This is a genomic window from Streptomyces sp. WG7, assembly GCF_049975785.1.
Classification (GTDB): domain Bacteria; phylum Actinomycetota; class Actinomycetes; order Streptomycetales; family Streptomycetaceae; genus Streptomyces.
Genome location: NZ_JBNGGE010000053.1, coordinates 1 through 19502, shown reverse-complemented (window position 1 = coordinate 19502; position 19502 = coordinate 1). Strand labels below are relative to the sequence as shown.

General features: G+C 69.6%; 21 protein-coding genes. 2 read left to right on the top strand and 19 right to left on the bottom strand.

The window, feature by feature from the left end:
• Nucleotides 1-16: 16 nt before the first annotated feature.
• The 10 genes from tatC to ACP4J0_RS33185 all read right to left on the bottom strand — a co-directional run bounded on the left by tatC (nt 17) and on the right by ACP4J0_RS33185 (nt 8518).
• Nucleotides 17-967, bottom strand: a complete 951-nt coding sequence (gene tatC / locus ACP4J0_RS33230) for a twin-arginine translocase subunit TatC (protein WP_426602422.1) — start codon at nt 965-967, stop codon at nt 17-19.
• Between the two features lie 47 nt (nt 968-1014).
• Nucleotides 1015-1305 (bottom strand): Sec-independent protein translocase subunit TatA, encoded by a 291-nt coding sequence (tatA, locus tag ACP4J0_RS33225; protein ID WP_426518628.1) that lies wholly within the window; start codon nt 1303-1305, stop codon nt 1015-1017.
• Nucleotides 1306-1583: 278 nt separating this feature from the next.
• On the bottom strand, nt 1584-1778 hold the full coding sequence (locus tag ACP4J0_RS33220) for a hypothetical protein (RefSeq protein WP_426602421.1): 195 nt from the start codon (nt 1776-1778) through the stop codon (nt 1584-1586).
• A gap of 59 nt (nt 1779-1837) precedes the next feature.
• Nucleotides 1838-2098 carry a hypothetical protein gene (locus ACP4J0_RS33215; protein ID WP_053142264.1) on the bottom strand — a complete coding sequence of 87 codons (261 nt, stop codon included), beginning with the start codon at nt 2096-2098 and terminating at the stop codon, nt 1838-1840.
• A gap of 29 nt (nt 2099-2127) precedes the next feature.
• Nucleotides 2128-3165 carry a helix-turn-helix transcriptional regulator gene (locus ACP4J0_RS33210; RefSeq protein WP_426602420.1) on the bottom strand — a complete coding sequence of 346 codons (1038 nt, stop codon included), beginning with the start codon at nt 3163-3165 and terminating at the stop codon, nt 2128-2130.
• An 18-nt stretch (nt 3166-3183) separates the two neighbouring features.
• Nucleotides 3184-4161 carry a helix-turn-helix transcriptional regulator gene (locus tag ACP4J0_RS33205; RefSeq protein WP_426602419.1) on the bottom strand — a complete coding sequence of 326 codons (978 nt, stop codon included), beginning with the start codon at nt 4159-4161 and terminating at the stop codon, nt 3184-3186.
• 148 nt (nt 4162-4309) lie between these two features.
• Nucleotides 4310-4681: an FKBP-type peptidyl-prolyl cis-trans isomerase gene (locus tag ACP4J0_RS33200; RefSeq protein ID WP_426602418.1), complete on the bottom strand. Its 372-nt coding sequence runs from the start codon at nt 4679-4681 to the stop codon at nt 4310-4312.
• 60 nt (nt 4682-4741) lie between these two features.
• A complete protein-coding gene (locus tag ACP4J0_RS33195) occupies nt 4742-5743 on the bottom strand; it encodes an FKBP-type peptidyl-prolyl cis-trans isomerase (protein WP_426602417.1) in 1002 nt (333 codons plus the stop codon).
• A gap of 144 nt (nt 5744-5887) precedes the next feature.
• Nucleotides 5888-7249: a Pup--protein ligase gene (gene pafA, locus ACP4J0_RS33190; RefSeq protein ID WP_217141436.1), complete on the bottom strand. Its 1362-nt coding sequence runs from the start codon at nt 7247-7249 to the stop codon at nt 5888-5890.
• Nucleotides 7250-7258: 9 nt separating this feature from the next.
• Nucleotides 7259-8518: an MFS transporter gene (locus ACP4J0_RS33185; RefSeq protein ID WP_426602441.1), complete on the bottom strand. Its 1260-nt coding sequence runs from the start codon at nt 8516-8518 to the stop codon at nt 7259-7261.
• A gap of 107 nt (nt 8519-8625) precedes the next feature.
• Here ACP4J0_RS33185 and ACP4J0_RS33180 point away from each other — a divergent pair, with 107 nt between their 5' ends.
• Complete coding sequence (locus ACP4J0_RS33180; RefSeq protein WP_426602416.1) at nt 8626-9642, top strand: LacI family DNA-binding transcriptional regulator; 1017 nt, start codon at nt 8626-8628, stop codon at nt 9640-9642.
• Nucleotides 9643-9702: 60 nt separating this feature from the next.
• Here ACP4J0_RS33180 and prcA read toward each other — a convergent pair whose 3' ends face one another.
• From prcA to arc, 6 genes are all read right to left on the bottom strand, one after another.
• Nucleotides 9703-10458, bottom strand: coding sequence for a proteasome subunit alpha (gene prcA, locus ACP4J0_RS33175; RefSeq protein ID WP_426602415.1), 756 nt, complete (start codon nt 10456-10458; stop codon nt 9703-9705).
• A gap of 63 nt (nt 10459-10521) precedes the next feature.
• Nucleotides 10522-11367 (bottom strand): proteasome subunit beta, encoded by an 846-nt coding sequence (gene prcB / locus ACP4J0_RS33170; RefSeq protein ID WP_398136586.1) that lies wholly within the window; start codon nt 11365-11367, stop codon nt 10522-10524.
• Nucleotides 11319-11927 (bottom strand): endonuclease VII domain-containing protein, encoded by a 609-nt coding sequence (locus tag ACP4J0_RS33165; protein ID WP_426602414.1) that lies wholly within the window; start codon nt 11925-11927, stop codon nt 11319-11321. The genes prcB and ACP4J0_RS33165 overlap by 49 nt, the downstream gene beginning before the upstream one ends.
• Before the next feature lie 17 nt (nt 11928-11944).
• The gene (locus tag ACP4J0_RS33160; protein WP_043374843.1) at nt 11945-12163 is read right to left on the bottom strand and encodes a ubiquitin-like protein Pup; all 219 of its coding nucleotides are present in this window, start codon (nt 12161-12163) and stop codon (nt 11945-11947) included.
• 177 nt (nt 12164-12340) lie between these two features.
• Nucleotides 12341-13852: a depupylase/deamidase Dop gene (gene dop / locus ACP4J0_RS33155; protein WP_426602413.1), complete on the bottom strand. Its 1512-nt coding sequence runs from the start codon at nt 13850-13852 to the stop codon at nt 12341-12343.
• A gap of 232 nt (nt 13853-14084) precedes the next feature.
• Complete coding sequence (gene arc / locus ACP4J0_RS33150; protein ID WP_426602412.1) at nt 14085-15851, bottom strand: proteasome ATPase; 1767 nt, start codon at nt 15849-15851, stop codon at nt 14085-14087.
• A gap of 245 nt (nt 15852-16096) precedes the next feature.
• Here arc and ACP4J0_RS33145 point away from each other — a divergent pair, with 245 nt between their 5' ends.
• Nucleotides 16097-16402 (top strand): ferredoxin, encoded by a 306-nt coding sequence (locus tag ACP4J0_RS33145; RefSeq protein ID WP_426518598.1) that lies wholly within the window; start codon nt 16097-16099, stop codon nt 16400-16402.
• 103 nt (nt 16403-16505) lie between these two features.
• Here ACP4J0_RS33145 and ACP4J0_RS33140 read toward each other — a convergent pair whose 3' ends face one another.
• The 3 genes from ACP4J0_RS33140 to ACP4J0_RS33130 all read right to left on the bottom strand — a co-directional run.
• The gene (locus ACP4J0_RS33140; RefSeq protein WP_426602411.1) at nt 16506-17084 is read right to left on the bottom strand and encodes a hypothetical protein; all 579 of its coding nucleotides are present in this window, start codon (nt 17082-17084) and stop codon (nt 16506-16508) included.
• A gap of 214 nt (nt 17085-17298) precedes the next feature.
• Nucleotides 17299-18201 carry a tRNA (adenine-N1)-methyltransferase gene (locus ACP4J0_RS33135; protein ID WP_398135289.1) on the bottom strand — a complete coding sequence of 301 codons (903 nt, stop codon included), beginning with the start codon at nt 18199-18201 and terminating at the stop codon, nt 17299-17301.
• A 58-nt stretch (nt 18202-18259) separates the two neighbouring features.
• On the bottom strand, nt 18260-19502 hold a 1243-nt coding region (locus tag ACP4J0_RS33130; RefSeq protein ID WP_426602410.1), incomplete at its 5' end, for a site-2 protease family protein.

The window sequence follows — 19502 nt, the reverse complement described above, 5'->3', positions numbered from 1 at the left end:
ACCGCCCCGTCGTGCCTCAGGTCACGTCGTCGTAGCCGTTGACCCGGTCCTTCGTCGTCTGCTCGGGCAGGGCGCGGGCGGCGGTCACGGGTTCGATCTCGCCGATGTCCTCGGGGGTGAGGTCCAGCTCGGACGCTTCGTCGTCGTCCGGCATCAGTGCCTCCCGGCGGCCCCTGCGGCGGTCGTTCAGCAGGGAGATGCCGACCGCGACGAAGTACAGGACCCAGATAGGTCCGGCCAGCCAGAGCATGGTCAGCGGGTCCGTGCTCGGCGTGGCGATGGCCGAGAACAGGGTGATACCCATGATCATGGCGCGCCACCAGCCGAGCATCCGCTTGCCGGTCAGCGCCCCGGTGAAGTTGAGCATCACCAGCAGCAGCGGCAGCTCGAAGGAGAGACCGAAGACGATGACCATGCGCGTCACGAGGTCGAGCAGGTCATCCAGCGGCAGCAGGTTGTCGACTTCGTACGGTGTGAACTCGATCAGCACCTTGGCGGTGGTGGGCAGCACCACGTAGGCGAAGTAGGCGCCGAACAGGAACAGCGGGGCACCGGTGGCGACGAACGCGTAGGCGTACTTCTTCTCGTTGCGGTGCAGTCCGGGGGCGACGAACGCCCACAGCTGGTAGAGCCAGACCGGCGAGGCGAACACGATACCGGCCATCAGGGACACCTTCAGCGCCAGCGTGAAGGGACCGAGCAGACCGTTGATCGTGATCTGCGCGCACGGGTCCGTGTCGGCCTTCGACTTCGCCAGCTCTTCGAACGACTTCGCACAGCCGACCGAGTCGAGGACCGGGTCGGTGAAGAAGTTGATGATGTCGTTGTAGAAGAAGGCGGCGGCGACGGTGACGGCGACGATGGCCAGCAGCGCCTTCGCGAGCCGGTTGCGGAGCTCACGAAGGTGCTCCGCGAGGGGCATCCGCCCCTCGGGGTCCCTCTCCTTGTTGCGGGCAGGCTTCAGCAACCCACGTTCCCATCTCGTGCGGCGGGCCGGAGGTCACCGGCCCTGTGTCAGCGCTTGGTCGTGTCCGTCGGCTCGGCGACCGGCCGGGAGCTGGTCACATCGCCGGGGGCGGCCTGGATGGTGCGCTGCGCCGCGGCCTGCTCGGGGTTGTTGGGCGGGTCGGCGGGAGCGGCGTCGTCGGACTTGCTCTCGCTCTTCATCGCCTTGGCCTCGCTCTTGAGGATGCGCGCCGACTTGCCGAGCGACCGCGCCATGTCCGGAAGCTTCTTCGCGCCGAACAGCAGGATGATGACGACGAGGATGAGAATGATCTCGGGGGCGCCGAGCCTTCCGAACATAAGTCTTTACCTTCTCACCGAGGCGGCTGGGTGGGGGTGCTGTCCGATCGGTCGGACATGCGTCCGATCGATCGTCTTGTGCAGCGATCGTAACGCTCAGGGGTAAACGTGAGGCAATCCCCGTGCGTACTCCCGTCCGCGGCCGGGCCTCGTTTTCCGGGCCGCGACCAGCAGCGTACCTTCAGGGACGTGTGGGGTGACAGGGCGAAGTGCCCCATAACGCAACTCACACGGATCCGGCGGGTCACGTGCGAAGATCGGCGGCGGCCTTCAGGCGTTCACAGTGCGTCCACGGCGCGTGCGGCGCTCGCGGTCGCGCGCTCCAGGTCCTCCGCCGCCCGGCTGATCCGGTCGGCGGAGTCCGTCACCTGCCGGCCCAGGCGCCGCGCCTCCACGAACACCTTCACGGCGCACACCGCGAGAACGACGAGACCCAGGAAACCCACGGCAACCGCAAACATCGGCCAGAACATGAAGCCGAGCCTAGACCGTCCCGCGGACCGGTCCCGAACGCCGGTCCCGGACGCCGCTCCTAGACAGTGGAGTGCAGCCGAAGGGTCCTGACCCCGCCGCCGGTGAGCAGCTCCACGACCCGCTCCCCCGCCGGCTTGCGGACGGCGGACCCGCACTCGGGACAGGTGAACGAGTAGAACGTCGTACGGCTCGTGGCCCCGATGGCGAGGCGCAGGGCGCTCGCGGCGAGCTCGAAGCGGCCCCGGCAGTCCGGGCAGCCCGCCTTGAACACGACCGGGGACACACGGCGCATGCCGGCGAACGCGGACGCCGCCGTCATACCCGGCGCACCTGGTCCCGCGGGCTCGCTCACAGTCCTCGCTCCTGCCTGTCGTGCCGCGCCCCGCCCGGCGCGCCGGCCGCCTCGATGCCGTCGTACGCCGCCAGCGCCTCGCGGGCCGCCTGCCGGGCGCTGCCGGCGAGCTCGGGCGGGGAGACGATCCGGCCGTCGCGCCCGAGCCGCAGCGCCAGCCGCCGCAGGGACGCGGGGTCGGGGGTGCGCAGGGTGATGCGCAGTCCGCCGTCGGGAAGCTCGTCCGCGCTGTCGTGCGGGTAGTACTCGGCGACCCAGCGCCCGCCCGGGCCGACCTCCACGACGACCTCCGGGTCCTCGGCGGCAGGCTGCACCAGCCCCTCCGACAGGTCCCGCAGCTCCACCTCGGGCGGCGCGGACGGCTCGTCCAGGATGCGGATCTCGGCAACGCGGTCGAGGCGGAAGGTGCGCCGGGCCTCGGAGCGGCGGCACCAGGCCTCCACGTACGTGTGTCCGACGCTGACCAGGCGGATGGGGTCGATCTCGCGCTCGGTGACCTCGTCGCGGGCCGGTGAGTAGTAGCGGATCCACAGCCGGCGGCGTTCCGAGATGGCCCGGTCGACGTCGGCGAAGACGCCGCCCTCGGACTCGAAGGTGACGGACAGGCGCGAACTGGCGCCTGCGGCCTCCCCCGCCGAGGTCTCCACCTTGGCGGTCGCCCGCAGCAGCGCCTGCCGGTCGCTCTCGCGCAGGCCGGGCAGGGTCGCCACGGCACGGGCGGCGACGAGCAGCGCCGTGGCCTCGTCGGCGGCGAGCCGCAGCGGCTCGGCGGCGTCCGCGCCGAGGGCGGCGGGATTGTGCCACCAGATGCGCTCGCCGTCGGTGTCGATGTCGAGCAGGTCGCCGCCGCGGAAGCTGGTGCCGCACATGGGCAGCACGTCGAGGTCGGAGACCAGCTCGTCCTCGGTGATACCGAAGGCGCGCGCGACGTCCTCGACCCGGGCCCCCGGGCGCTCACGCAGATACGTCACCAGGGACAGCATCCGTCGGGTCTGGTCGATGGCGTTCACTGGCCTGACCGGTTTGCCTGCCACAGTGTTGTCCGCTCCCCCTCAGCCCTTGGCCACGGCACGCAGCCGGTCCACCACGTCCGCACGCAACTCCGCGGGCTCCAGCACCACCACGTCCGGCCCGAACTCGACCAGCCAGGCGTCCAGGCCGTGCCCGTACGGAATCTCCAACTCGTCCCAGCCGTCCCCGAGTTCCCGGACCCCGGTGGCCTTCGCCCGAAGGGGGTACCCGGCGCCCGTGCGCAGCCGGATCAGCGCGGAACGGTCGGCGGTCTCCCCCGCCCAGCTCGCGACCGTCTCCCGGACGGTGACGACGTCGGGCACGGGAGCGGTGAACCGGGCGCCGCGCGAGCGCACCTTCCCCGTGATCCGGGACAGCCGGAAGACCCGTTCGGCACCGCGGTCGCGGTCGAAGCCGGCCAGGTACCAGTGGCCGCGCCAGCACTCCAGCGCCCACGGTTCGACATGCCGGGGCTCGGGCTGTGCGGCGTTGGCCTTGCGGTACTCGAAGACGACCGGCCGCCGGTCGCGGCAGGCCAGCATCAGCGGCTCGAAGGCGGCCTCGTGCACGGGGATGCGCGGCTCCAGCGCGCTGTGCGCCTCGTACGGGTCGACGTCCTCGGGCAGTCCGGCCGCGCGCAGCTTCTGCAGCGCGCCGCTCGCGGCACCGGCCAGCCGGGCCTGCTGCCACACCTTGGCGGCGAGCCCGAGCGCGGCGGCCTCCTCGGCGTCCAGGGTGATGGGCGGCAGGCGGTTGCTGTCACGGCGGGCCAGATAACCGACCTCGCCGTCGAGGCTCTCGACGGTCTCGATGACCAGCCCGAGCTCCCGCAGGTCGTCCTTGTCCCGCTCGAACATGCGGTTGAAGGAGTCGTCGGAGCCCGCCGCTCCCTGGCCGGGCCTGGAGGCCTCGACATACGCCTCGATGGAATCACGCAGCTCACGCTTGCTGAGTGGCCGCCGCGTCCCGAGCAGACACAGCGCCAGGTTCATCAGCCGCTCGGCCTTGGCAATGGCCATCGACGCCCTTCTCCCTATGGTGCTTACGACGGATGACCGTACCGCCCCGCGGCGGCCCGGCAAAAGCCGAGGGCCCATGCCCGGACGGGGATGGGCCCTCGGTGACCGGCTCCGATCGGAGGTCGATCAGACTTCGATCAGACTTCGATCAGACGCCGAGCAGGTCGACCACGAAGATCAGCGTCTCGCCCGGCTGGATGGCCGGGGTCGGGCTCTGGTCGCCGTAGGCGAGGTGGGCCGGGACGGTCAGCTGGCGACGGCCACCGACCTTCATGCCCTGCACGCCCCGGTCCCAGCCCGCGATGACGCGGCCGCCACCGAGCGGGAAGCGGAACGGCGTACCACGGTTCCAGCTGGCGTCGAACTCCTCGCCCGTGCTGAAGGCCACGCCCACGTAGTGGACGGTCACGGTCTGACCGGCCTCGGCAACCGGGCCGTCACCCTCCCAGATGTCCTTGATCTCGAGGTCCGCCGGGGGCTCCCCGCCAGGGAAGTCGACCTCGGGCTTGTCGATGCTCACGTGTTCAGCTCCTGCTTGTCTGCGAAAAGGCAACGGCCCAAGTCTTACATTTCCGAGGCGTCACATCTTCGCCAGGATGTCGACGGAGAAGACCAGCGTGGAGTCCTTCTCGATGCCGCTGCCCTGCGGCGGGCTGTCTCCGTAGCCCAGGTCCGGCGGGATGACGATGAGGACGCGGCTGCCGACCTTCTTGCCGGTCAGGCCCTGCGACCAGCCCTTGACGACCTGCTCGAGCGAGAACGACGTCAGCTGCTTCCTGCCGTACGTCGAGTCGAACTCCTTGCCACCGTCCCAGACCACACCCTTGTACTGCACGAGCACGCTGTCCTGGGCGCCGACCTCCACGCCGTCGCCCTCCAGGACGTACTCCGCGACGAGCTTCTTCGGCGCGTCGGCCTTGGGTACGTCGATGGCGGGCGCCTTGCCGTCGGTGTTGGTGCCGACCTTGGGCAGGGCCGCGTCGTCCTGGGGGACTTCCTTGCCCTTGGCGGAGCTCCTGGCGTTGAAGGTGTCCCGCACGTCGACCACGAACACCAGCGTGTCGGAGCCCGCGATGCCCGCCTGCTCGTTGCCCTGCTCTCCGTACCCCCAGGTGGGCGGCACGGAGAACTGGACGCGACTGCCGGTCTTCTTACCGGTGAGGGCGTACCGCCAGCCGTCGATGATGCTGCCCTGGGCCAGCTGGATGACCAGCGGGGCCTTGCGGTCGTAGGAGTTGTCGAAGACCTTCGCGCTCTCCCAGATCTGGCCCAGGTAGTTCACCGACACGAAGTCGTTCTCGGCGACGGCCTTGCCGCCACCGGCGATGACCGTCTTCACCGCGAGGTCCTTGGAGGGCTCGCCACTGCCCTTGGCCACGGTCGGCTTCTCGTCGAACTTCGTCCCCGCGGTGATCGCCGGCAGCGGACCGTCGACGATCTTCGGCGCGGGCGGTCCGGACGTGGCCGACGCCTCCGGCGTCGCACTGTCGCCGGCGTCGCCCGAGCCGGAGTCCTCGTCACCGCATGCGGCGAGTGTGACCAGTCCGGCTGGGACTGCGATGAGAAGTGAGCGTCGGCGCACGGTGGGGGCCTCGTATCGGTATCGGTCCTGCTTGACGAAGTGCGCGCAACTCTACGGCGTGAGAAGGGCACCGTACGGCTAACGTACGGTGCCCGTGTGGCGTTCCGCCGCTCGTGCGGAAACGCGTGTCTCACCTCGCCCGGCTCACATCCCGGCGATCAGCTTCTCCACCCGGTCGTCCACCGAACGGAACGGGTCCTTGCACAACACGGTCCGCTGGGCCTGGTCGTTGAGCTTGAGATGGACCCAGTCGACGGTGAAGTCCCGGCGCTGTTCCTGGGCCCGGCGGATGAAGTCGCCACGCAGCCGGGCCCGAGTGGTCTGCGGCGGAACGGACTTGCCCTCGAAGATCTTCAGGTCGTTCGCGACCCGCGCGGCCTGGCCCTTCTTCTCGAGCAGGTAGTACAGGCCACGACGGCGGTGGATGTCGTGGTAGGCGAGGTCTATCTGCGCGACCCGCGGATGCGACATGGTCATGTTGTGCTTGGCCCGGTACCGCTCCAGGAGCTTGTACTTCATGACCCAGTCGATCTCGGTGTCGATGCGGTCGAGGTCCTCCGCCTCGATCGCCTCCAGCGTGCGGCCCCACAACTCCAGCACCCGCTCGACGGTGCCGGTGCGGATACCGCGGCGCTCACAGAAGTCCACGGCCTTCTCGTAGTACTCCCGCTGCACCTCCAGCGCGGACGCCTCCCGACCGCTCGCCAGGCGCACCTTCCGACGCCCGGTGATGTCGTGACTCACCTCGCGGATCGCCCGGATCGGGTTCTCCAGGGTGAGGTCGCGCATCACCGTGCCCGCCTCGATCATGCGCAGCACCAGGTCGGTGGCGCCGACCTTGAGCAGCATGGTCGTCTCGGACATGTTCGAGTCGCCCACGATGACGTGCAGGCGCCGGTAGCGCTCGGCGTCGGCGTGCGGCTCGTCGCGCGTGTTGATGATGGGCCGGGAGCGGGTGGTCGCCGAGGAGACGCCCTCCCAGATGTGCTCGGCCCGCTGGCTGACGCAGTACACCGCACCGCGCGGCGTCTGCAGCACCTTGCCGGCACCGCACAGCAGTTGCCTGGTCACCAGGAACGGAATAAGGATGTCCGCGAGCCGCGAGAACTCCCCGTGCCGGGCCACCAGGTAATTCTCGTGGCAGCCGTAGGAGTTGCCCGCGGAGTCGGTGTTGTTCTTGAAGAGGTAGACGTCGCCCGCGATTCCCTCCTCGTGCAGGCGTCGTTCGGCGTCCACCAGGAGTCCTTCGAGAATGCGCTCGCCCGCCTTGTCGTGGGTGACGAGTTCGATCACGTTGTCACATTCGGGTGTGGCGTATTCCGGATGCGATCCCACGTCGAGATAGAGGCGGGCCCCGTTGCGCAGAAAGACATTGCTGCTGCGGCCCCATGACACGACACGGCGGAAGAGGTACCGCGCCACCTCGTCAGGCGACAGGCGGCGCTGTCCCCTGAACGTGCACGTGACGCCGTACTCGTTCTCCAGCCCGAAAATGCGGCGGTCCATGACTGAACATTACGCCTGATGACCCGAACTGAAACGGGGTTCGACGGCACGGTTCGGATCATTTTCCGATGAAGCCGCAACCACCGCCTGCCGGGCGGGAACTGCGAGGACCCGGCCGGTGCACGCCAGGACGAGCAGGGACACCACCCCGGCCGCCCCGGGCACGGCGAACCCCCACAGCGCCCCGCCGTGCTCCACGACCGGCCCCGCCAGGCCCGTACCCACCGAGGCCCCCACCGTGAACGTCGTCACCAGCCACGAGAACGCCTCCGTCACCGTCCCCCGCGGTGCGTGCAGATCGACCAGAACGAACGCACAGGCGATGCACGGCGCCAGGAACACACCCGCGAGCACGGTCAGCAGGACCATGGCGACCGCACCCGGCATCAGCATCAGCGGCAGGTAACACACCGCCAGCAGGGCCACGAGCACCCGCAGTCGCCGCGCGGGCTCACCGGCCCACCGCCGGGCCCCGTACACGGCCCCACCGATCAGCGCGCCGAGCCCCAGAGCGGCCATCAGCCAGCCGTAGACGGCGTCCCCGCCGTGCTCGTCGGCATACGGCACGGAGGCGACGGTGATGGATCCGAGCGCCATCCCGATGAACAGGAAGGCCCCCAGCAGCACCAGCAGCCCGGACGAACGCAGCGCGCCCAGCCAGTGCGCCTCGCGCGGCGCCGACCGCCACGCGCGCGAGGGGGGCGACACCACCACGGACAGGGCCCCCAGCACACCCACCGCGTTCAGCACCAGCAGGGCCACCAGCGGCGACCAGAGCGAGACGCACACCGTCACGAGCAGCGGCCCGACGGTGAACATGACCTCCTGCGCGATGGCGTCCATGGCGTACGCCGTGTGCACCTGGTCCTCCTTGCGGAGCACACTCGGCCACAGCGCCCGCAGCCCGCCCTCCAGCGGCGGCGTGAACAGACCCGCGGCTCCCACCGCCGCGTACGCGAGCGCGACCGTCCCGGTGCCCGCGAAGGCGAACACGGCCATGGCCAGCCCCGACAGCACGGCGGCCGGCAACTGCACCCGCGGCTGCCCGTACAGGTCCACGAGCCGCCCCAGCACCGGCTGACCCACGGCGTTGGCGACTCCGTACACGGCGGCCAGCGCTCCCGCGAGGCTGTACGACCCTCCCTCGGCCCGCACGAACAGCACGATCGCGATCGGCGCGGTGGCGTTGGGCAGCCGCCCCACGAGCGTGCCGACGAGCAACCGGACGGCATGCCGCGCCCGAAGAATGTCCAGGTACCCGGCGACCACGACCCACCCCTTCCGCTGAACCATCCAATGAGGTTTTACGTATAACTTCCGCCGCCATACGTACCATGTCGCCTGTTCACGAGTCCAGAAGAAAGCGCAGGCGAACGGTGGCACGAGGCAGCACCCGCCCCACGAGCCGGGACGTCGCCCAGGCCGCCGGCGTCTCCCAGGCCGCGGTCTCCCTGGTCCTCGGCGACAAGTGGCGCGGCCGCGTCTCGGAGCCCACGGCCCAGCGGGTCCGCGAGGCCGCGCACGCACTCGGCTACCGCCCCAACCTCGCCGCCCGCAACCTCCGCCTCGGCCGCACCCGCACGGTGCTGCTGGTCGTCCCCGCCCTGACCACGGAGTTCTTCGCGGAGGTCTACACGGGCGCCGCGCGCGTGGCCGCCCAGCACGGCTTCGGAGTGGTCCTCTACCCCTCCCCCGAGGGCGTCGGCCCGGCCCGGGACCCCTTCGCCTCCGCCCAAGCCGCCCTGGACGGCGTCATCGCCTCCTCCATGGCCGCCGACGCACTCACCGCGATCCGGGGCGACCAGCTCCCCCTGGTCATGCTGGACAGCGACCCGGAAGGCAGTCTCGGCGCCGCGACGGTCAACCTGGACATCGCCGACGGCATCCGCCAGGTCGCGCAGCACCTGCTCTCCCTGGGCCACCGCCGCTTCCTCCACCTCGCGGCGGACGTCCCGTCCTGGACCTTCGAGATCCGCGCCCGCGAACTGTCGGCAAGACTGGCCGCCGCCCCCGGCACCGACCTGCGCACCGCCTACGCCCCCATCTCCATCGAGGGTGCCCTGACCGCCACGGAAGCCGCACTCGCCGCCCCCGGGCCCCGGCCCACGGCACTGGTCTGCGACGACGACAAACTCGCGGCCGGCGCCTACAAGGCCGCCCGGCGCGCCGGACTCCGCATCCCCGACGACCTCTCGATCACCGGCCTCGACGACCTCGGCCTCGCCACGGCCATCGACCCCGAACTGACGACCGTCCGCCTCGACGCGGAACTCTTCGGCGAACGCGGCATGCGGGCCCTGCTCGCGGTCATGGAAGGACAGCCGCCCCAGGCGGGCGACATCCCCGTCCACCTGGTCGTACGAGGCTCCACGGCACCGCCCCCCGAAAACTGAACGGCACCGGGGCCCATGGCACCCGGCGCCGCTCGAAGGCTCTCGCGCAGCGACCGCCCGCTACTCCTCGCCCTCGTCTCCGTCCTCGTCCGGCAGGGGCAGGTCCTCGGCACCCGCGCCCGCATCCAGCAGCCGCGACAGCTGACCCCCCACGATCCGCTTGAACTTCCGCTTCTGCGGACGCGTACGGTCCAGCACCGCGACCTCCAGCCGCTCCGCCGGAATCTCCCGCTCACTGCCGTTCGTGTCACGGGACAACGCCTGCACCGCCAGCTTGAGCGCCTCGGCCAGCGTCATACCGTCCCGGTGCCGCTGGTCCAGGTACCCACTGATCTGCTCCGCGTTGCCCCCGACCGCGACCGAACCGTGCTCGTCCACGATCGAACCGTCGTGCGGCAACCGGTAGATCTGGTCGTTCTCAGGGCTGTCACCGACCTCGGCGACGACCAGCTCCACCTCGTACGGCTTCTCGGCCTGGCTGGAGAAGATCGTGCCCAGCGTCTGGGCGTAGACGTTGGCCAGCCCCCGCGCCGTCACATCGTCACGGTCGTACGTGTAACCGCGCAGGTCGGCATAGCGCACCCCGCCGATCCGCAGGTTCTCGTACTCGTTGTACTTGCCGGCGGCCGCGAAGCCGATCCGGTCGTAGATCTCACTGAACTTGTGCAGCGCACGGGACGGGTTCTCGCCGACGAACACGATGCCGTCGGCGTACTGCAGCACGACCAGGCTGCGGCCACGGGCGATGCCCTTGCGGGCGTACTCCGCCCGGTCCGCCATCGCCTGCTGGGGTGAGACATAGAACGGCGTCGACACCGGTTATCCGTCCCTTTCTGAAGAGGTCACTGAACCACCTGACAACACGACCGACCGCGCCCGCTACAGCAGCGCGGCCCGCGGGCCCTCGGGCTGCTCGAGCCGCCGCTCCAGCACCGCGCGGGCCAGCTCCGCACCCTCGTCGTCGCTCAGCCGGCGGAAGCCGTCCTCGGTGATCACAGTGATGATCGGGTAGATCCGGCGCGCGACATCGGGACCACCGGTCGCCGAGTCGTCGTCCGCCGCGTCGTACAGCGCCTGCACCACGAGCGTCGTGGCCTGCTCCTCGGTCAGGTCCTCACGGAACAGCTTCTTCATCGCGCCACGGGCGAAGATCGAGCCCGACCCGGTGGTCGCGTAGCTCTGCTCCTCGGACCGCCCGCCCGTCACGTCGTACGAGAAGATGCGCCCCCTGCCCCGGTCCACGTCGTACCCGGCGAACAGCGGCACCACGGCCAGACCCTGCATCGCCATGCCCAGGTTGGACCGGATCATCGTGGACAGGCGGTTCGCCTTGCCCTCCAGGGAGAGCTGCGCGCCCTCGACCTTCTCGAAGTGCTCCAGCTCCAGCTGGAACAGCTTCACCATCTCCACGGCCAGACCCGCCGTACCGGCGATGCCCACCGCCGAGTACTCGTCCGCCGGGAAGACCTTCTCGATGTCCCGCTGGGCGATCATGTTGCCCATCGTGGCCCGCCGGTCACCGGCGAGAACGACACCGCCGGGGAACGTCACCGCCACGATCGTGGTGCCGTGCGGCGCCTCGACGACACCCTGCACCGGCGGCAGCTGCCGGTTGCCCGGGAGCATCTCCGGCTGGTGCTCACCGAGGAAGTCCATGAAGGATGAGGACCCGGGCGTCAGGAAGGCAGCTGGTAGACGCCCGGTGCTACGAGTGTTGGCTTCCACGAAGTTCCCTCCAGGTAGGCGGCAGCCCGACGAACAGCGTCGGGATCGTCTCCCAACTTGCCGATGGCCGAATTACAGTTGAAGCACAGTACGCCACGGACCTTACCCGTCTTGTGGCAGTGATCCACGTGCACGGCCGGAGCCTTCAGACAGATCACGCAGAGGCCCATCTGAGAGGCGACCATCGCGTCCCGCTCGGCTTCGGTGAGGCCGTAATGGCGCTTCAGATGTCCGGCACGTCCCTCAACGGCCCGGCACGCCTTGCAACGAGTGGATAGCCCATCCGACGCGGTCGCATTGCGGTGCCACTCGCTCCAGGGTTTGACCTCGCCACATTTGATGCAGAGCTTGTGACCTTCAGGCACTTCCACCGTGGGGCGCACCTTCCGACCCAAGGCCTGCTGCCGCGCCCGATGGTAGTCCGACGCACAATCTCGGCAGTGATGCTGCAGGCCGTCCAGGTTCGACCGCTTGCGGGCGAAGTCTGCGCGCGGCTTGTAGTCGCCACACCGCACGCAGCGCTTCGCGTCACCTTCCGTTTTCAACCCACGCCCCCCCATTACCTTCGATTCGAAGGCTATTCGCCACCCTTCTGAACGAACGACCTCACGAAGTCCTCGGCGTTCTCCTCCAAGACATCGTCAATCTCGTCCAGAACGGAGTCCACGTCGTCGTTCAGCTTCTCTTGGCGCTCCTTGAGGTCCTCGGAAGCCTGCGCGTCCTGCGCCTGCTCCTCGACCTCCTCGGTGGAACGTGTGGCCTTCTGCTGGCCGCCGCCGGTGTCCTTGGTCGCCATAACCCTCACCCCGCTCGGTTCGCCCGACACAGTTGCTCGGTCAAGATCAGACCCTACAAGCCGGGTCCGACATCGGCCCCGCGTTTCTCCAACGAACGGGGGCCCTCTCGATGGTTCCCGGACCGGGTGGGTTTCCACCCTGTCCGGCGGTCTCCTCCGTGTACCCGCTCGGCCCGCCTACCCGCCGGCCAGGACCTTGACCAGGTCTTCCGCGGTGCGGCAGCGGTCCAGGAGCTCCTTGACGTGATTACGCGTTCCGCGAAGCGGTTCCAGGGTTGGCACCCGCTGCAGCGAGTCCCGTCCCGGCAGATCGAAGATCACCGAGTCCCAGGAGGCCGCCGCGACGTCGTCCGCGTACTGCTCCAGGCAGCGCCCGCGGAAGTACGCGCGGGTGTCCTCCGGCGGCTTCGTACGGGCCCGCTCGACCTCTGTCTCGTCCAGCAGCCGCTTGATGCGGCCGCGACTCACGAGGCGGTTGTACAGGCCCTTGGCGGGCCGTACGTCGGCGTACTGGAGGTCCACGAGGTGCAGCCGGGCCGCGTCCCAGTCCAGGTCGTCACGGCGCCGGTAGCCCTCCATGAGCTCCCGCTTGGCGACCCAGTCCAGTTCGCCGGCCAGGCTCATCGGATCGTTCTCGAGCCGGTTGAGGGTGTCCTCCCAGCGGCCCAGGACGTCCTTGGTCTGGTCGTCGGCGTCCGCGCCGTACCGTTCCTCCACGTACTTGCGGGCCAGCTCGTAGTACTCCATCTGGAGCTGCACCGCGGTGAGCGTGCGCCCGCTGCGGAGGGTGACCAGTCGTTTCAGGGACGGGTCGTGCGAGACCTGGTGCAGGGTGCGGACCGGCTGGTCCACGGCCAGGTCGACGGCGATGAACCCGTCCTCGATCATCGAGAGGACCAGGGCCGTGGTGCCCAGCTTCAGATAGGTCGAGATCTCCGACAGGTTGGCGTCGCCGATGATCACGTGCAGCCGCCGGTACTTCTCGGCGTCCGCGTGCGGTTCGTCGCGCGTGTTGATGATGGGCCGCTTCAGCGTGGTCTCCAGGCCCACCTCGACCTCGAAGTAGTCCGCGCGCTGGCTGAGCTGGAAGCCGTGCTCGTGGCCGTCCTGGCCGATGCCGACGCGGCCGGCACCGGTGAAGACCTGGCGGGAGACGAAGAACGGCGTCAGGTGGCGCACGATGTCCGAGAAGGCGGTCTCCCGCTTCATCAGGTAGTTCTCGTGGGTGCCGTAGGAGGCTCCCTTGTTGTCGGTGTTGTTCTTGTAGAGGTGGATCGGCTGGGCCCCGGGCAGCTGGGCGGCCCGTTCGGCGGCCTCGGCCATGATCCGTTCGCCGGCCTTGTCCCACAGCACCGCGTCCCGCGGGTTGGTGACCTCCGGAGCGCTGTACTCGGGGTGGGCGTGGTCGACGTAGAGCCGTGCTCCGTTGGTGAGGATCACGTTGGCGAGGCCGATGTCCTCGTCGGTGAGCTGGCTGGAGTCGGCGGCCTCGCGGGCGAGGTCGAAGCCTCGCGCGTCCCGCAGCGGGTTCTCCTCCTCGAAGTCCCAGCGGGCCCGGCGGGCCCGGTGCATCGCCGCCGCGTAGGCGTTGACGATCTGGGACGAGGTGAGCATGGCATTGGCGTTCGGGTGGCCGGGGACGGAGATCCCGTACTCCGTCTCGATGCCCATTACTCGCCGTACGGTCATGCGGCCCTCCTTGCCCGGCGGCGCCCGTCGTGGGTGCCGCTCAAGTACCGCTGGCGCTCCGATGCGTGTGCGGTGCCCGTCCCCGCACTGCGCGACTCGGCGGTACGGAAGAGCCTAGAACGCCTTTGCGCTGGTGGGGAGATCATTTGCGGCATTGCCTTGCTCCAGTCGGGGCTCCGGAAAACAGTCGGCTGCGGGTACCCGCTGAGGGCACCCGCAGCCGCCCCGCCTTTTACAGGTATTGACCGGTGTTGGCCACCGTGTCGATGGAGCGTCCGGTGTCGGCGCCCTGCTTTCCGGTGACGAGCGTACGGATGTACACGATGCGCTCGCCCTTCTTTCCGGAGATGCGGGCCCAGTCGTCCGGGTTGGTGGTGTTGGGCAGGTCCTCGTTCTCCTTGAACTCGTCCACGCAGGCCTGGAGGAGGTGGGAGACGCGGAGGCCTTTCTGGTTCTTCTCGAGGAAGTCCTTGATCGCCATTTTCTTGGCGCGGCCCACGATGTTCTCGATCATGGCGCCGGAATTGAAGTCCTTGAAGTAGAGGACTTCCTTGTCGCCGTTGGCGTAGGTGACCTCCAGGAAGCGGTTCTCCTCGGATTCGGCGTACATCTGTTCCACCGCCGTCTGGATCATGCTCTGGACGGTGGCTGCCTTGTCCTTCTCGTGTTCCGTGAGGTCGTCCACGTGGAGGGGGAGGCGTTCGGTGAGGTACTTGCCGAAGATGTCCTTGGCCGCTTCGGCGTCCGGGCGCTCGATCTTGATCTTCACGTCGAGCCGGCCGGGCCGGAGGATGGCGGGGTCGATCATGTCCTCGCGGTTGGAGGCGCCGATGACGACCACGTTCTGCAGGCCCTCCACGCCGTCGATCTCGGCGAGCAGCTGCGGGACGATGGTGTTCTCCACGTCCGAGCTGACGCCGGAGCCGCGGGTGCGGAAGAGGGATTCCATCTCGTCGAAGAAGACGATGACGGGGGTGCCCTCGCTGGCCTTCTCGCGGGCCCGCTGGAAGACGAGGCGGATCTGCCGCTCGGTCTCGCCGACGTACTTGTTGAGGAGTTCGGGGCCCTTGATGTTGAGGAAGAAGCTCTTGCCGGCGGCCTGGCCGGTCACCTCGGCGACCTTCTTGGCCAGCGAGTTGGCGACCGCCTTGGCGATGAGTGTCTTGCCGCATCCGGGGGGACCGTAGAGCAGGACGCCCTTGGGCGGACGCAGCTCGTGCTCCCGGAACAGGTCGGGGTAGAGGTAGGGGAGCTCGACCGCGTCGCGGATGGCCTCGATCTGTCCGCCGAGGCCGCCGATCTGCTCGTAGCCGATGTCGGGGACCTCTTCGAGGACGAGTTCCTCGACCTCGCTCTTGGGGACGACCTCGTAGACGTAGCCGGAGCGGGGTTCGAGCAGGAGGGCGTCGCCGGGGCGGATGTTGATGCCGCGCAGCGGTTCGGCGAGCCGTACCACCCTCTCCTCGTCGGTGTGCCCGAGCACCAGGGCTCGTTCGCCGTCCTCCAGGATCTCCTTGAGGGTGACGATGTCGCCGACGCTCTCGTACTCCATGGCCTCGACCACGTTGAGTGCTTCGTTGAGCATCACTTCCTGGCCGCGTCGGAGCTCGTCGAGCTCGACGCTCGGGCTGACGTTCACCCGGAGTTTGCGGCCGCCGGTGAAGATGTCGGCGGTGCCGTCCTCGTTGGCCTGCAGGAAGACGCCGAAGCCGGCCGGGGGCTGGGCCAGCCGGTCGACCTCCTCCTTGAGGGCCACGATCTGGTCGCGGGCCTCGCGCAGTGTGCCGGCGAGCCGCTCGTTCTGGGCGGACACGCCGGCCAGGTTGGTCTGCAGCTCGACAATCCGCTCTTCGAGAATCCTCGTGTGCCGCGGAGATTCGGCGAGCTTGCGTCGCAGGACGGCGATCTCCTGCTCAAGGTAGGCCACCTGCCCGGCCGGGTCTTCGGACCCGCGTCCCGGGCGGATGCCGCGGTTCATGTCGTCGTCGTGGGCTGCCACGGTCCTCACCTCCTCCAAGGGGAGCTGGACGCTTCCAGACCCTACCTGGGTGGGTGTCGATTGAAACCCCTAGATCACAAAGACTGTCGGGGTGTGTCCGATCTTCACCCTTGCGCTCTCCCTCACGCCAGGGGAATACCCACGGAACGTGGGTGGAACCCAGCCGGAGGTAGGGTCGAGGCGTTCAACACCCGTCAGAGCTGGCCGGATTCCCGAACGGCTCGGCGCAGGAAACGGCAGGAGAGATGACTGTGCAGCAGGAGGCCGGAGTCGACGGCGAGGCACTGGAGGTCTGGATCGATCAGGACCTGTGTACCGGCGACGGCATCTGTGCCCAGTACGCGCCCGAGGTGTTCGAGCTGGACATCGACGGTCTGGCGTACGTCAAGGGTGCGGACGACGAGCTTCTGCAGAGCCCGGGGGCGGCAACGCCCGTGCCGTTGCCGCTTCTCACGGACGTGGTCGACTCCGTGAAGGAGTGTCCGGGGGAATGCATCCATGTGCGTCGTGTTTCGGACAGGGCCGAGGTTTACGGTCCGGACACAGAGTGACCGAACTGTGACTTAATCCGCACGCTCCGTGACCGCTGTCGATGCTGTCTCATGCTGTCTCGTGCTGTCTGATGTGTCGCACCGTCCGTCGCGGGGTCGTCGGTCAGACGGTGCGCGCCTGGGACGGCGTGTCGCGGACGAACGTGCCGTTCTTCCACTGCCACTTCACGTGGTCCGTGACGTCCGGGCAGCAACTGGGCACGTCGGCCGACGAGTAGCTGAGAAGCGTCGCGTGGACGGCGCCGCCGCGCACCGCGAGGTCGGTGACCGTCCGGCGGTCCCGCGGGTTCACGAGGGTGGCCACCACGCGGGGCTTGCCGCCGTCGGCGTCCCGCGTGATGACGTACACCCCGTCGGGCGGGGTGCCCATGGGTGCGTCGCAGTGCACGACGGCCACCGTCTCGGGCCGGCCGTCGCCGTCGAGGTCGCCGGAGGCCTTCTGCTGCACCACCGCCTCGACCGGGCCGCACTCCAGGGGGAAGGCGACGGCCGCCGGATCGGGCGGCGCGGTGTGCGCGGGGGCGTTCTTCGGTGCGGGCGCTGCGGTCTGCGCCGCCGTGGCGGCGTCGGGCTGCAGGACCGAGGACAGGGCCACCACTGCGGCGAGGGCCGTGGCGGTGGCGACCCAGTGGATCGGACGGGTGTGCGTGTGTGACAGGTCCGGAACGGCGGGGTGCTGCACGAGGAGTGTCTCCTGTGAGGGCTGTGCCGGCGGGGGGTGGCCAGCATCGTGCCACACGTCACAGTGAGGGGGAACGGCGGGGTGGGCACCCGGCCGGGCCGAGCCGTGCCGTGCCGTGTCGCCGGGCCAACGCGAAGGCGCCGTGGCGGACTTCCCGAAGGGTCTCGGGAACTCCGCCACGGCGCCTGTACGTTGATCGCGGCACGGGGCCGCTTCAGCGGCCGGAGCCTCCACCGGCGTTGGGGCCGTCGTAGTCCTCGCCGTAGGCGCCCTTCGCGGGGCGGCGGCGGCGCATGGGCGGCTCGACGCCGTCCGCGAGGCGGCGGGCGGTCAGCAGGAAGCCGGTGTGGCCGATCATCCGGTGGTCCGGGCGGACGGCCAGTCCCTCGACGTGCCAGTTGCGGATCATCGATTCCCAGGAGGTGGGCTCGTTGAAGGAGCCGATCTCGCGGATGGACTCGACGGTCCGGGCGAGCTGGGTGGTGGTCGCGACGTAGCAGCACAGGATGCCGCCGGGCACGAGTGCCTTGGAGACGGCCTCCAGGCACTCCCAGGGGGCGAGCATGTCGAGGATGACGCGGTCCACGTCGGTGTCGGACAGGTTGTCCTGGAGGTCGCCGACGGTGAGCTGCCAGGCGGGGTGCGGGCCGCCGAAGTAGCGCTCCACGTTCTGCTGGGCGATCTCGGCGAAGTCCTCGCGGCGCTCGTAGGAGTGCAGCATGCCCTGGTCGCCGATGGCGCGCAGCAGGAAGCTGCTGAGGGAGCCGGAGCCCACGCCTGCCTCGACGACTCGGGCGCCGGGGAAGATGTCGGCGAAGGCGAGGATCTGCCCCGCGTCCTTCGGGTAGACGACGGCTGCCCCGCGGGGCATGGACAGGACGTAGTCGGGGAGCAGGGGGCGCAGCGCGAGGTAGGCGACGTTCCCGGTGGTGCGGACAACGCTGCCCTCGGGAGCACCGATCAGTTCGTCGTGGGGGAAGGAACCCTTGTGGGTGTGGAAGTTCTTCCCGGCCTCGAGCGTGAACGTGTAGTGGCGGCCCTTGGGGTCGGTCAGCTGAACCTGGTCCCCGACCTTGAAGGGCCCGCGCCTGCGGGCGGCACCGGTCGGTTCGGACATGTGACCAGCCTACCGGTCTCCGGCGGGGCCGCCGACCACCGCTTCGGGAGAACGGTGCTCAGGAGGGCCGGGCCATGGCCTTGACGAAGGCGCGTTCGACGTCGGCCGCGGACAGGACGCCGTAGATCTCGCCGGTCTCCTCGACCACCAGGTACTCGGTCGCGGGGTCGGCGCGCAGGGCGTCCAGGAGTTCCTCGCCGGAGAGCTCGGCCGACAGGCGCATGCCGTCGGTGAGGTCCTGGGCGAGGGTGCTGACCTGCACCCAGGGGCGGCGGTGCTGGGGTACGCCGACGATGGCGGCCTCGCGGACCAGCGAGACCGGCCTGCCGTCGCCGTCGACGACGACCAGGGCGCGGGCCCCGGAGGCGTTGGCGCGGCGCAGGGCCTCGGAGAGCGGGGTGTCGGCCGGGACGGGGACGGCGCGCCGGGTGAGGGCGCGGGCGCGGAGTTCGGGGAGGTGTTCGCGCAGGCGGGCCATGCGCAGGCTGTTTCCGGCGCCGGTCCAGATGATCGCTGCGAGGATCGCCGCGAGCAGGGCGTCCAGGACGGTGTCCATGCCGACGTCGTCCGCGGCGCCGGAGCCGAGGGACTGGGTGAGCAGGGGCAGGCCGATCAGCACGGCGATGGCGAGTGCCCGGCCGACCCAGGCGGCGGCGATGGTGCCGTGCATCGGTTTGCCGGTGATCTTCCAGACGACGGCGCGGAGCATCCGGCCGCCGTCGAGGGGGAGGCCGGGCAGCAGGTTGAAGGCGGCCACGAGGAGGTTGGAGACCATCAGGCCGGCCAGCAGGACGCCGGGGACGCTGTCGGGCTCGACGGGCAGGAGGGCGGCGTAGAAGACGCCGGCGAGGACGAGGGAGAGCAGGGGGCCGACGAAGGCCAGCACGAACTCGCGGCCGGGGGTCTCGGCCTCCTTCTCGATCTCGGAGACGCCGCCGAAGAACTGGAGCTGGATGCGGCGGACGGGGAGCTTGAAGCGGAGGGCGGCGACGGTGTGGGCCAGTTCGTGGACGAGGACGGAGGCGTAGAAGGCGACCGCGAAGAAGAGGGAGACCAGGTAGCGGGCGGCGCCGAGCTCGGGCAGCACGCGTTCCAGCTGGCCGCCGAACACCCAGGTGATCAGGGCGGCGACCAGGAACCAGCTGGGTGCGACGTACACGGGCACCCCGAAGGGGCGGCCCATCAGCAGTCCGCCGCCGGGTTCCGGCCGCCGCTGCGGCGGCCGTCCCGGCCCGGTCCCGGCGTCGGCGCGGGCATCGGCTCGCGGCCGGTCGGCGCGGGCGTCGCGGCTGCCGCGGCCG

Bases quoted from the DNA above. Each gene is read 5' to 3' on its own strand.
- tatA (WP_426518628.1), bottom strand. From the start codon at position 1,305: ATGTTCGGAAGGCTCGGCGCCCCCGAGATCATTCTCATCCTCGTCGTC.
- ACP4J0_RS33220 (WP_426602421.1), bottom strand. From the start codon at position 1,778: ATGTTCTGGCCGATGTTTGCGGTTGCCGTGGGTTTCCTGGGTCTCGTC.
- ACP4J0_RS33215 (WP_053142264.1), bottom strand. From the start codon at position 2,098: ATGACGGCGGCGTCCGCGTTCGCCGGCATGCGCCGTGTGTCCCCGGTC.
- ACP4J0_RS33205 (WP_426602419.1), bottom strand. From the start codon at position 4,161: ATGGCCATTGCCAAGGCCGAGCGGCTGATGAACCTGGCGCTGTGTCTG.
- pafA (WP_217141436.1), bottom strand. From the start codon at position 7,249: ATGGACCGCCGCATTTTCGGGCTGGAGAACGAGTACGGCGTCACGTGC.
- ACP4J0_RS33165 (WP_426602414.1), bottom strand. From the start codon at position 11,927: ATGGGGGGGCGTGGGTTGAAAACGGAAGGTGACGCGAAGCGCTGCGTG.
- ACP4J0_RS33160 (WP_043374843.1), bottom strand. From the start codon at position 12,163: ATGGCGACCAAGGACACCGGCGGCGGCCAGCAGAAGGCCACACGTTCC.
- dop (WP_426602413.1), bottom strand. From the start codon at position 13,852: ATGACCGTACGGCGAGTAATGGGCATCGAGACGGAGTACGGGATCTCC.
- ACP4J0_RS33145 (WP_426518598.1), top strand. From the start codon at position 16,097: ATGACTGTGCAGCAGGAGGCCGGAGTCGACGGCGAGGCACTGGAGGTC.
- ACP4J0_RS33135 (WP_398135289.1), bottom strand. From the start codon at position 18,201: ATGTCCGAACCGACCGGTGCCGCCCGCAGGCGCGGGCCCTTCAAGGTC.